General features: G+C 43.2%; 10 protein-coding genes and 1 pseudogene. 3 read left to right on the plus strand and 8 right to left on the minus strand.

Going from position 1 to position 12148, the window contains the following annotated elements:
• Positions 1–396 precede the first annotated feature (396 nt).
• Together JMX89_RS09135 and JMX89_RS09140 are read left to right on the plus strand one after the other, a co-directional pair.
• On the plus strand, positions 397–1632 hold the full coding sequence (locus JMX89_RS09135) for a beta-ketoacyl-ACP synthase II (RefSeq protein ID WP_201531956.1): 1236 nt from the start codon (positions 397–399) through the stop codon (positions 1630–1632).
• A gap of 3 nt (positions 1633–1635) precedes the next feature.
• The gene (locus JMX89_RS09140) at positions 1636–3327 is read left to right on the plus strand and encodes an anthranilate synthase component I family protein (RefSeq protein ID WP_201531957.1); all 1692 of its coding nucleotides are present in this window, start codon (positions 1636–1638) and stop codon (positions 3325–3327) included.
• Between the two features lie 114 nt (positions 3328–3441).
• Here JMX89_RS09140 and hisC read toward each other — a convergent pair whose 3' ends face one another.
• From hisC to JMX89_RS09180, 8 genes are all read right to left on the minus strand, one after another.
• A complete protein-coding gene (gene hisC, locus JMX89_RS09145; protein ID WP_201531958.1) occupies positions 3442–4620 on the minus strand; it encodes a histidinol-phosphate transaminase in 1179 nt (392 codons plus the stop codon).
• A gap of 72 nt (positions 4621–4692) precedes the next feature.
• Positions 4693–5991, minus strand: coding sequence for a histidinol dehydrogenase (gene hisD, locus JMX89_RS09150; RefSeq protein WP_201531959.1), 1299 nt, complete (start codon positions 5989–5991; stop codon positions 4693–4695).
• A gap of 239 nt (positions 5992–6230) precedes the next feature.
• Positions 6231–6926: an ATP phosphoribosyltransferase gene (hisG, locus tag JMX89_RS09155; protein WP_201531960.1), complete on the minus strand. Its 696-nt coding sequence runs from the start codon at positions 6924–6926 to the stop codon at positions 6231–6233.
• Positions 6927–7065: 139 nt separating this feature from the next.
• Positions 7066–8334 carry a UDP-N-acetylglucosamine 1-carboxyvinyltransferase gene (gene murA, locus JMX89_RS09160; RefSeq protein ID WP_020444326.1) on the minus strand — a complete coding sequence of 423 codons (1269 nt, stop codon included), beginning with the start codon at positions 8332–8334 and terminating at the stop codon, positions 7066–7068.
• A 117-nt stretch (positions 8335–8451) separates the two neighbouring features.
• Positions 8452–8703: a BolA family protein gene (locus tag JMX89_RS09165; RefSeq protein WP_011514505.1), complete on the minus strand. Its 252-nt coding sequence runs from the start codon at positions 8701–8703 to the stop codon at positions 8452–8454.
• A 161-nt stretch (positions 8704–8864) separates the two neighbouring features.
• Positions 8865–9815, minus strand: coding sequence for an alpha/beta hydrolase (locus JMX89_RS09170; RefSeq protein ID WP_020444327.1), 951 nt, complete (start codon positions 9813–9815; stop codon positions 8865–8867).
• Positions 9816–10060: 245 nt separating this feature from the next.
• The gene (locus JMX89_RS09175) at positions 10061–10906 is read right to left on the minus strand and encodes a BON domain-containing protein (protein WP_149409999.1); all 846 of its coding nucleotides are present in this window, start codon (positions 10904–10906) and stop codon (positions 10061–10063) included.
• Positions 10907–11132: 226 nt separating this feature from the next.
• The gene (locus JMX89_RS09180) at positions 11133–11651 is read right to left on the minus strand and encodes a YraN family protein (protein WP_201531961.1); all 519 of its coding nucleotides are present in this window, start codon (positions 11649–11651) and stop codon (positions 11133–11135) included.
• A gap of 166 nt (positions 11652–11817) precedes the next feature.
• On the opposite strand from JMX89_RS09180, the pseudogene JMX89_RS09185 reads away from it, so the two are divergent.
• Positions 11818–12030: pseudogene (locus JMX89_RS09185) on the plus strand (SAM-dependent methyltransferase); the annotation flags it as partial.
• Positions 12031–12148 lie beyond the last annotated feature (118 nt).

Below are 12148 nucleotides of genomic sequence, written 5' to 3' on the forward strand. Positions count from 1 at the left end.
GCTCATATTAAAGAAGCTTTTACCATGGCATGCATCACCCTCATTGTTTGCTTCTTAATAACAAACTGCATAAAACTATAGAACAACCATTGTTGCTGATAAGCCCTATTTTATTATTATTTTGCATTTACTCAAACATTTTGCCACCTCGATACGGTATCATATGCCATAATTCAAAGTACACTTGTACCATTATTTACCTGCATTCTATTTCTCTCAACTCTCTATGAATCCATGATAACGTTAGCGTCCGCTGTTAGCACTTAAATGCCTTGGTATAACAACACCTTTGTTATCAAAAACAGATAGAGATGAAGTGATATGGTAGAAGTAGATATTTTAAAACGATGATTAAAAGTAATTATCAAAAAAATCGTTACTAATAAGGAATATTGTATGCGCCGCGTTGTTATCACTGGAGCAGGGATTGTATCTTGTATCGGACATGATTTGGCTACTGTCACAGAGGCTCTTAAACAAGGACGCTCTGGCATCACATTCAACGAATCTTATGCTGAGCACGAGTTCAAATCACACGTCAGCGGCAGTATTGATCACTCACAGCTTGATACCTCAGCTATTGACCGCAAACTAAAACGGTTTTTTAGTGACGCAAGCCTATATGCTTATGTCAGTGCGTTAAGTGCGATTGAGCACGCTGGACTCTCTTTAGAAACCATCAATAACAATCCGCGTGTGGGCGTGGTCGCAAGCTCTGGCGGCGCGTCAACAGAAAATATCGCCAATGCAATAGACGCCATGCGAGAAAAAGGGTTACGCGGCGTTGGTGCGATGGCTGTACCAAAAACAATGGGCAGCTCAGTATCGGCGGCGCTTGCTACTGGTCTAAAAATCCAAGGTATCTCATACTCATTAACCTCGGCTTGTGCCACGTCAACGCATTGTATCGGTCATGCTGCCGAGCTTATTCAATTGGGTAAAGCAGATGTGATACTCGCTGGTGGTAGTGAAGCAGAACATTGGACTCAGTCTTGTATGTTTGATGCCATGGGCGCTGTCAGCACTCAATACAACGGTACCCCAGAGCTTGCCTCAAGAGCTTATGACAAAGACCGTGATGGTTTTGTTATCGCGGCAGGTGGCGCGATGGTAGTCGTTGAAAGTCTTGAGCATGCCCAAGCACGCGGTGCCAATATTTTGGCTGAAATTGTCGGTTATGGTGCCAGCTCTGATGGCGCAGAAATGGTCGCGCCAAGCGGTGAAGGCGCAGTACGCTGTATGAAGCTAGCACTTGCTGAAGCGGGTTTAGAAAGCGTAGATTATATCAATAGCCATGGTACCAGTACGCCACTTGGTGACATCACTGAGCTAAAAGCCATTGCCAAAGTATTTGATAACGATATCAGTAAAGTGCCTGCCATTAGCTCAACCAAGTCTATGACAGGTCATAGCTTAGGTGCGGTTGGTGCACAAGAGCTGATTTATTGCTTACTGATGTTACAAGACAGCTTTATTGCACCAAGTATCAATATTACAGAATTAGATCCAGCTGCCAAAGGCTTTGATATCGTCACTGAAAAACGTGATGTTGAGCTTGAAACTCTTATGAGCAATAGCTTTGGCTTTGGCGGTACTAATGCAACACTGATCATCAAAAAGTTTGACGCTTAAACTATGGTTGTAATAGATACTCATACCACTGTGCAGACAGATTCTGCCCTACCGCCAGCTAGCAAAACTAGCTGGCGTTTTGGTGACTTATCTGCTGCCGAATTAATGCCGCACCTGCAACGACATTTGTTAGAACAAAATAGCAAAGCAAACTGGCAATTGGTTTGGCTCAATAATGATGGGCGACCTGTGATTGGCTTATTACCAAAGACGAGCTGGTGCGTTTATCCTGTGACTAATGACACGCTGCATGCTACTAAACAGGGAAACCTTTATAAAATCGAGAAAACACGGCGTGGGCATGTTCACCTTTATAGTAATTCCAGTGATAGTGCGGCTACAAGCTATATGAGTTATAGCGACTGGCAAGAGGAATTAATTACTTACAGTCGGGCTCATGAAATAGATGGCATTCACGGTAACGGCTCGTTCTCAACTAAAGACGTCGATCAACAACCAAGTTATCAGCACGGCTTAATAGGTTTTATCAGTTATGACATTAGCGCTCACGAACTCAGTCCAACCGTTAATATAGAGATGGCAGCACAGCCGTGCGCGTTATTGGGGCATTATGATATTTACTTAACCGCTGATTCAGACAGTCAAAGCAGTTGGCAGTTAAAGGTAAATAATGATAATAACCCTGACAGCAGCTCAGTCCAGCAGGATACAAATGCACTAATCAGAGTGCTAACATCTTATTTAAATAGTTTGGATAATCAACTATCGAATGAGAATGTCACTAAAAAATACTCCTGTAAAACGCCGCCTTTATTACTAGAAGCTCAGTGGAGCAAACGACACTATCAGCAGGCGTTCCATCAAACGCAAAATTATTTGCAACAAGGCGATTGTTATCAGATTAATTTAACCCAAGCATGGAGTGGCTATTTAAGCACTTATGAAGATAATTCAGTCACAAGCCTCATTGACTATTTACCTGCTTTGCACGCTAATACCCAAGCGCCTTTTGCAGGATATATAGCCATTGATAGCTATAATCATGAAAGTAAAGTAAATACATCAAACCATCAGTTTGAATTATTAAGCTGTTCGCCTGAATTATTTTTTACCTTTAGCAAAGATATTGAGACTGGCAAGCATCATATACGTACCAAGCCAATCAAAGGAACCATGCCGCGCGGCTTAACAATCGAAAAAGATAATGACTACAAGCAGCAGTTAATCAACAGCGAAAAAGACCGTGCAGAAAACGTTATGATTGTGGATTTGTTACGCAATGACTTGGGTAAATACGCCAAAATCGGTAGCGTAAAGGTACCACAGCTATTTGCGATTGAGAGCTTTAGTAATGTACATCATATGGTCAGCACCATTACCGCCGAGCTCAAGACAGATACCCATCCGTTAAGCGTCTTATTTGGCAGTTTGCCTGCAGGATCAATTACTGGCACGCCAAAGAAACGGGCAGTGGAGATTATCGCAGAATTAGAAGCTGAACCGCGTAGTGCTTATTGTGGCACCATGGGTTATATGAACTTTGATGGTAGCGGTCAGTGGAATGTACTGATTCGCACACTACAGACAACCAACACAACAGACAACCCTAAACAAGTCAGTTTATGGGCGGGCGGAGGTATTACCGTTGCCTCTGACTGCGATGCTGAATATCAGGAATGCCTAGATAAAGTCGGCAACCTATTATCTGTCCTTGTTAATACAGCTAACCACTGAGCTTTATATTGAAAAACAGCTTAAAGCGGCGCAAAAGAGCCTGCTAACATCATGTGAGCAGGCTCTTTTTATTACTTATGAAACATTGTTTTAGTACTATAGTTGAGCTAGGTATTAATTTGCCTCGACATCCGCTACAGCCTGTAACGCTTTTAACGCTTTTAACGCTTTTAACGCTTTTAACGCTTTTAACGCTTTTAACGCATCAATTAAACGCTCGTTCTGGGCAGCGGTGCCAATCGTAATGCGCAAATACTCATTAATACGCGGCTTATCAAAATGACGAACAATGATACCTTGCTCGCGTAATACTTCTGCTATTTGACTGGCAGCACCATCATGAGGACGCGCAAAGACAAAGTTGGCATGTGACGGCAGTACGTCATAACCTAAGACCGTCAACTCAACCGTCAACGATGTACGCAAATCAATGACCTGCTGGCGGGTTTTCTCAAAGTATTCAACATCTAAGACGCTAGCTGTTGCACCAGCTTGTGCCAACTTATCAAGTGGATAGCTATTAAAGCTGTTTTTCATACGCGTTAATGCTTCAATCAATGAGGCATTACCAAATGCCATACCGACACGCAATCCAGCAAGCGAGCGCGATTTTGAAAAAGTCTGGGTAACTAGCAAGTTATCAAATTCATCAATAAGGCTAACCGCTGATACTTCTACGTCTGGACTACTCTCTTCTAGCTGAGCAAAATCAATATACGCCTCATCAATCACAATCACTGAGTTTGAGTGCTCGCCTGCAAGCTTACGGATATCAGCAAGCGACAATAATAAACCGGTTGGCGCATTTGGATTGGCAATAACGATACCACTGCAAGGTCGACGATAGGCATCAGGACTGATACTAAAATCTGCTTCTAATGGGATTTGTACAAGCTCTATACCAAAGGTATTGGCATAAACGGGATAAAAGCTGTAGCTAATATCAGGCGCTAAAATTGGGCGCTCTTTTAAGAAGAAGCTGGCAAATACCAATGCCAATACTTCATCTGAGCCATTACCAACGAACACTTGATTGATATCAAGATCATAAAGCGTGGCCAATGCGCCGCGCAATTCTTCAGACTCAGGTGCAGGATACAAGCGCAAATCATCCGCTTGCTGCGCTAAGACTTTAATAATCGCCTCACCTACTTTTGGTGAAGGCGGAAATGGATTTTCATTGGTGTTCAACTTGCACAAGTCGTCATGCTGGGGCTGCTCGCCAGGAACATACGGCGATAAATTACGCGCTTTAGATGACCAAAGTCTGTTATCTATCTTTGATTCACTCATAAGTTATCCTACTATTAATCACAGAAATGGTTATTTCTAAAACTGTTATTCCAATAATTGTTTTTGAGAAAATTAGGACTGGTAACGATAACGGGCTGAAAGCGCATGGGCTTCTAAGTCCTCATGCTGCGCTAAAATATCTGCCGTCTCAGCCAAAGGCTTACTGCCCGCTTCACTACAATAAATAATAGATGACTTCTTTTGAAAATCATAGACGCCAAGCGGTGACGAAAAGCGTGCTGTACCCGATGTCGGTAGCACATGATTCGGTCCTGCACAGTAGTCACCGATTGCCTCTGGCGTATGACGTCCCATAAAGATAGCACCTGCATGACGAATACTACCAAGCAACGCATCTGGATTATCAACAGACAGCTCCAAATGCTCAGGCGCAACGCGATTGATAACTGCCATGCCTTCTGCACGGTCTTTAACCAAGATAAGCGCGCCACGATTTTTTAGCGAATCACGAGCGATATCTGCCTTGGGTAATTCAGCCAAGGCTTTTTCAATTTCAATGGCGACTTCTTTAAGCTGTTTTTCACTTGTGGTCACAAAAATCGCTTGGGCAATACGGTCATGCTCTGCCTGTGATAATAAATCCATCGCTAACCAATCAGCACAGTCTTTCGCCGTGCCTTCTGCATAAACCAGTACCTCAGAAGGTCCGGCAATCATATCGATACCGACTTGACCAAATACCGCGCGTTTGGCGGCTGCAACATATTTATTGCCCGGTCCAGTGATTTTATCTACTGCCGGAATCGTTTCAGTACCATATGCCAATGCCGCTACTGCTTGTGCACCGCCAATAGTAAAAACGCGATCAACTTGTGCCAAATGCGCCGCCGCTAATACCAAGGGATTGAGCACACCTTTTGGCGCTGGCACAACCATAATGACTTCTTTGACGCCAGCAACTTTGGCAGGGATGGCGTTCATTAATACTGAAGAAGGATAAGATGCCAGACCGCCCGGCACATAAATGCCGACACGGTCAAGCGGCGTGACCTTTTGACCTAAACGATTGCCGAACTCATCTTCATACTGCCATGACTCTTGTACTTGGCGCTCATGAAAGCTCTGCACGCGCGTCGCTGCTGTGGTCAGAGCGCTTTTCACGACATCATCAAGATTGGCAAATGCTTCAGCAAGTGCCTCTTTGGATAATTCTAAAGCCTTCATCGTCGTTGCTGGATGTTGATCAAACTGCTGCGTCAATTCTAGCACCACACTATCCCCGCCATGACGCACTTTACTAATAATGTCATCTACCGTTTTGAGTAAATCGGCATCATTAACGGTTTCAAAAGCAAGCAGTTCTGTCAACTGACTGTCAAAATCGGCGTCTTGCGTACTTAATTGGCGCATGGCTTTGTCCTATATTTGAGCATGAATACGGCGGTAAAAAGGATGATATGAGGGCTTAAATGCCAGCTTATTTATAACAATCACATTCAGACTATACAGTGCTTTTATTAGCTGACATGCAAATACAATAAAACCAGTTTAGCACGCTATGTTCTCCTTAGAGCGCTAAACTGGTTTGGAATTTTGTATAACCATACTTGATATTATCAATCTACGATACGCTTTTATCATGTACTGATTTATGAAGTACTGCTGATACTGTTTTTAAAACTATCTAATATCGGCTCAAGCAATGAAAACTTGCGCTTATAACTGACTTGGTTGACGATAAGACGGGAAGAGACATCACAGATATGATCGCGCGCTTCGAGTCCATTAGCACGTAAGGTATTGCCCGTATCAACCACGTCGACTATCAAATCACCTAAACCAACCAAGGGCGCAAGTTCCATCGAGCCGTACAGCTTGATCACATCAACTTGCTGTCCTTGACTTGCAAAATAAGCACGGGCAACATTCACGTATTTGGTGGCAATACGTAGGCGACGGTTTGGCAAAGGTGCATCCTTTACGCCAGCGGTCATGAGCTTACACTGAGCAATTTTTAGATCTAATAATTCATAAACATGATTGGCGCCATGCTCAAGCAACACATCTTTACCTGCCACACCAAAATCCGCTGCGCCGTGTTCAACATACGTTGGCACATCGCTTGCGCGTAAAATTAATACTCGGACATTGGGATTTGAGGTTGGAAAAATAAGCTTGCGTGAGGCTTCAGGATCTTCCAATAATTCAACGCCAGCGGCACGCAAAAGTGGCATCGTCTCTTCTAAGATACGACCCTTGGATAACGCCAGTGTTAAGCCTGAAAACTCATCATTTACTTCGTTCAATAAACCACTGGTTGGTAAGCTGTTGGTTACTTCAGTCATAGTGACGCTGGTCCGTGTGCTGATGGTGCTGAAAGTTGTCGCCGTCAAAGGGCATTTTTTAATATTACACTAGGCTTAAAATTTATTTTGATTATAACGCCAGTGTTAATACTAGCGTTATAACTTTTAGCAAGCTATATTAATCGTTGCTATTAATACGCTCGATATTGACACCAAGCGCACGCAATTTGTCTTCAACGTGCTCATAGCCCCGGTCGATATGGTAAATGCGGTCAATTAAGCTCTCGCCTTCTGCTGTTGCGGCTGCCATTACCAATGACATCGAAGCACGCAAATCAGTCGCCATCACAGGTGCGGCTGTAAAGCATTCAACCCCTTTTACCACAGCCGTATGACCGTCTACTTGGATAGAGGCACCCAAACGATTAAGTTCAGGGACGTGCATATAACGGTTCTCAAAGATATTTTCGATAAAAGTGCTGGTGCCATCAGCCAAACAAGCTATCGCCATCACCTGTGCCTGCATATCCGTTGGAAAACCTGGATGCGGCTGGGTACGAATATCGACCGCTTTTGGTCGACCTTTCATTTGTGCGCGAATCCAATCATCACCCGTAGTGATAATTGCACCCATGTCTTCAAACTTTTCTAGCACAGGTGTTAATAGTAGCGCAGAAGTATTCTTAGTCAATACATCACCGCGTGTCATCAAGGCACCGGCAAGGTAAGAGCCTGTTTCGATACGGTCTGGCACGACTGAATACTCACAGCCATGCAAACGCTCAACGCCTTCAATCGTCATGGTTGCTGTACCAATACCACTGATTTTAGCACCCATTGCGACCAGCATATTAGCCAAATCAACCACTTCTGGCTCAAGTGCACAGTTGCCCAAAACAGTCGTGCCTTTAGCAAGTGCTGCTGCCATGATGACGTTTTCAGTACCGCCTACCGTCACCATGTCAAATGAGAACTTACAACCTAACAGCTTACCGCCCTTTGGGGCTTGCGCAATTACATAGCCGTTTTCCACTGTAATACTAGCACCCATTGCTTCAAAGGCTTTAAGATGCTGATCAACGGGGCGCGAACCAATCGCACAACCACCCGGCAAGGATACTTCTGCCTCACCAAAACGTGCCAACAATGGACCCAGTACTAAGATTGAGGCGCGCATGGTTTTAACCAAATCATAAGGCGCATAAAAATTATCGATACTCTTGGTATCGCAAGTGACGGTATCACCCTGCTTTTGGATTTTGATACCCATGCCACCAATCAACTCAATCAAAGTGCGCACATCTTGTAGCGATGGCACATTGTGCAATGTCGTCGGCGTTTCAGCCAATATCATAGCCGCAAGCAACGGCAACGCGGCATTTTTAGCGCCTGAAATGGTGACTTCCCCTGCGATACGACTACTACCAGTGATTAAAAATTGATCCATAAAGGTGACAACCTAACGATAAGTATAAAAATAATGAAAAACCGAATCGGTTATTAGCGGCAAAAATACTTGCTCGTGATAAACAATCCAGTCGTAAATAAAAAGCTTTAACCTACTCTAGCCTTGCGATTGAACATCCCATTCAGCAGGCGTTAACGCTTGAATATTGAGCGCATGAATATCACCACTGGCGATTTTATCATTGACCAAAGCATAAACGGCTTGCTGACGCTGCACAGCGCGTTTGCCCTCAAAACTGGCATCAACCACACGCACATCAAACTTAGTTCCTTGATTGGCAGCTTGAATAAAGGCATCTGGAAAATGCGTTTGTAAAAATGCAATCAAATCGTCAGCGTTCATGCTCATAGAATATTCTGCCTTAAGGTTTTAGATAGGGTATAGAGGTAAAGTGACGACATTATAACAAGAGTTTGACCATCTTACAGCACTGTCTTACACAACGATGCTTAACCATTATTAGCCTAAAATAGAATCAATACCCATGTCGGAATTATTAATTGCAACCCTTATTTAAGGGTTTTATCCAAATAACTTAATACTTGTGCGCGTACATCATTGACCCAGCGCAGAGGTGGTGCCATCGCGCCAATACTGGTGGCATGACTGGCACCGGCAATTTCACTTGTCTGCACGGTAACACCTGCCGCTTTTAACGCCTGTGTCATTTTGATGGTATTGGTCGCATAAACAACTTTGTCTTTTTCAGCAGTCAATAATAAATACGGCGGCTGCTGCCCTTTGATCTGACGATCTGGCATTACCTCATCAGGTGTCGCGTCGGCAGCAAAAGCGGTGACGCTACTAAATTTACGAAAGTCATAACTATAAGGACCTGCAATACCAATCACTGCAGTGATATCTTTTGGCTTAATACCATAAGGCTTTAAAAAATCCTCATTGGCGACCGCAGCAACAGCGTTAAACGCTCCGGCAGAATGACCAACGACTGCAAAACGCTCTGGATTGGCATGGAAACGCTTGGCATTTTTGTAGCTCCACGCAATCGCTTGCGCCGTATCTTCGACATAATCAGGATAGACATGCTCAGGGGCTTTACGATAATTAATCACTGCAGTCACATAACCTGCTTGCGCCAAACTCTGCCCGACAAAAGCATATTCTTCCTTACTACCACTCTCCCAAGAGCCGCCATGGACGAATACCACCATCGGATAATCTTGTTTGATGGTGGTATTCGTTTTCATGGCCTGCGCTAAAGGTTTTGGATAGTAAATATCCAAATCTTGTAATGGCTCGTCACCATACAGGATATCTTTACTAACCCCAATGCCGCCATTTGAAGTAATACCATTAACGATAGCAAGCGCTGATAACGCTTGTGCTTGCTGCGTCGCTAGCGCAATACTGCCCACTGCCAACGCAGTAGTAACCCCTACACGTACTAGTTTGGACATTCCTACCTTAGGTCGCTGTACATCATTATTTAAAGCCTTCATAGCAGTATTCCTGTTATATGTCAGTCAGTTGTAGATTTATAATCTTACCTACACTGCATTAACTATATTTGCGATTAATATTTTTTGACTGTACATATTTTACGGAATAACAGGGGATTTATCGTGCTTCTACTGTTATGGGTATTTAGTGTTCTTGTGAGTGATATTTGGGCTACTTTAAGATAAAACTAGCATTAGATAACAATATCTTATCAAGATTAATCACTCATCTAATTCACTTCAATCTATGGGTTTCGATACAGGTCAATGTAAGGGCTGGATGAAGGCTCGGTAACTGGCGAGCCATCCTCAGTCACTATAATAGGTGTGGCACTGATAGTCGCATCCGCTGCGACAGAACCACTGGTATTAGGTATTGCTCTGTTATTCACGACTGCAACTCTGGTTGGATGAGCTGAATTTGTAGCATTGGCCTCATACATGATGTCATCGTTACCTAGCTTTACGCCTCGATCATCGACGACAGTAGTCAGTAGTACCAATTCTGTAACACCAACCGTGCTATTGGCAATATCAATCAGGTGGCTTTGCTGCGTCGGTGTCATACGACCCATGATATAAACCACGCCATTATTGGTCACTGCTCTAATTTGTGACGCTTTTACCCCATCAGCAGCGGCTGTTTTTGCCATCAGCTTTGAGGTTATATAACCGTCATGGACAGTTTGGCTATAGCCTTTTGAAGCACCAACTGTCAGCTCATTGTAGACTTGACGAACATCTGGCATAGAGCCTACGACTTTACTGACTTCTGCCTTAATTGTTTCAGTCGGCACTTCACCGGTCAGTAATACAATACTATTAAAGCTATCAATACTCATGCGACTGGTTTGCTGCAAATTTTCCTGCAAACCATAAACGTTAATCTTGACGGTATGCTCAATACTACGATCAAGCAGACGCTGCGGAATAGTGCGCTCAGTCATGGGCACGCCATAAGTACCTTCTGTACTATTGGTCAAATAATTGGTGGTACAGCCAGTCGTGACAATGCTCGACATTAATATGATGCCTATCGCGTTACGGCGCGGTGAGCCAAAAATAGCAGTGCGCAGATTCATCTGTGTCATGATTTACCTCTTTAGTACATGAGTATTCATAATAAATAATAGCAACAGTCAATGGTTGTAATTTTAACAAATATGACAAAAACCTGATTTAATAAAATTATTTTAGTGCCGCTACTCTACTGAATTTTTACTGCTTACAGTTAGGCTTTTGGTAACGACAACTTCATTTAATTTGCTTTGACATTATAAAATTAGCCACGCTTAAATAAATCATGAACAAGTTTTATTACCAAGCTGACGCGATAAATGCGCCTTGCAGCCATTCAGGCTGATTAATTTTTAACCGTTGATTTGGTTGATTGTCTAACATGATATTGGCTTCATTTTTATTTTTTTTATTCATTGTATTATAAGCAATCACATCAAACCGGCATTCATATTTATGATATTGAGGATTTTGCTGTAAAAAATGACGCGCTGCTTTGATAATTTTACGTTGCTTGGCTGCTGTGACGCTGAGTGCCGCATCACCAAAATGTGATTGCTGTCTTTGCCGTACTTCCACAAATACCAGTGTAGACCATGCTTGTCCTTTTTCTAACATCACTAAATCAAGCTCGCCAACTTTAGGCTGCTGCCAGTTTTGCGCAACCAAAATCAACCCTCGCTCTTGCAAAAACTCACACGCTTGCTGCTCAAAATAACTACCTTGGCGCTGTTTTGGAGAGGTTAGCATTAAAGGTTTATCATTTGCCATGACGTCTATCAGTCTGCTCAACATTTCAGAATTATCATAGCACATCATGCTAAACTAACCACTTTCGCGTGCAGATACTGGTGTGGTTTTTTAGGCTGTGCTTAAACTTTATTTGATAAGGCAGTTTTGCCTTTAATGTTGAATGTTGTTAGCCAGTTTTATCAGTCAGTGCGCCATATCCCTTTATTTATTATCTTAATGACCCGAGGTTTTCATGTCTAGCCCTACCGCGATGCCAGCTTGTCTATATATCGTTGCCACGCCGATTGGCAATCTGAGCGACATGACACCGCATGCGATTGATGTCTTAAAGCAAGTCGCTATCATCGCCTGTGAAGATACGCGCACTTCAGGTAAGCTGTTATCACATTTTGGCATCAACACCAAAGGCAGTAAGGATGATGATACTGAAGAGGTAACAGTACACAATAATAAGAATGATGGCGAAAACGACTCTGATAGCACGGCTGTCTCGTCCTAAAATAGATTGATAGTTTTTGCTAAGCCAGATACCCTGAGTATCTGGCTTTTTTGTATTAAGCAGG

It is taken from the genome of Psychrobacter sp. DD43 (assembly GCF_904846555.1).
Lineage (GTDB): Bacteria > Pseudomonadota > Gammaproteobacteria > Pseudomonadales > Moraxellaceae > Psychrobacter > Psychrobacter cryohalolentis.

What these genes read in the sequence shown, in the direction of transcription:
- JMX89_RS09135 (WP_201531956.1), top strand. Translation starts at nt 397, where the DNA reads ATGCGCCGCGTTGTTATCACTGGAGCAGGGATTGTATCTTGTATCGGA.
- JMX89_RS09140 (WP_201531957.1), top strand. Translation starts at nt 1,636, where the DNA reads ATGGTTGTAATAGATACTCATACCACTGTGCAGACAGATTCTGCCCTA.
- hisC (WP_201531958.1), bottom strand. Translation starts at nt 4,620, where the DNA reads ATGAGTGAATCAAAGATAGATAACAGACTTTGGTCATCTAAAGCGCGT.
- hisD (WP_201531959.1), bottom strand. Translation starts at nt 5,991, where the DNA reads ATGCGCCAATTAAGTACGCAAGACGCCGATTTTGACAGTCAGTTGACA.
- hisG (WP_201531960.1), bottom strand. Translation starts at nt 6,926, where the DNA reads ATGACTGAAGTAACCAACAGCTTACCAACCAGTGGTTTATTGAACGAA.
- murA (WP_020444326.1), bottom strand. Translation starts at nt 8,334, where the DNA reads ATGGATCAATTTTTAATCACTGGTAGTAGTCGTATCGCAGGGGAAGTC.
- JMX89_RS09165 (WP_011514505.1), bottom strand. Translation starts at nt 8,703, where the DNA reads ATGAGCATGAACGCTGACGATTTGATTGCATTTTTACAAACGCATTTT.
- JMX89_RS09170 (WP_020444327.1), bottom strand. Translation starts at nt 9,815, where the DNA reads ATGAAGGCTTTAAATAATGATGTACAGCGACCTAAGGTAGGAATGTCC.
- JMX89_RS09175 (WP_149409999.1), bottom strand. Translation starts at nt 10,906, where the DNA reads ATGACACAGATGAATCTGCGCACTGCTATTTTTGGCTCACCGCGCCGT.
- JMX89_RS09180 (WP_201531961.1), bottom strand. Translation starts at nt 11,651, where the DNA reads ATGATGTGCTATGATAATTCTGAAATGTTGAGCAGACTGATAGACGTC.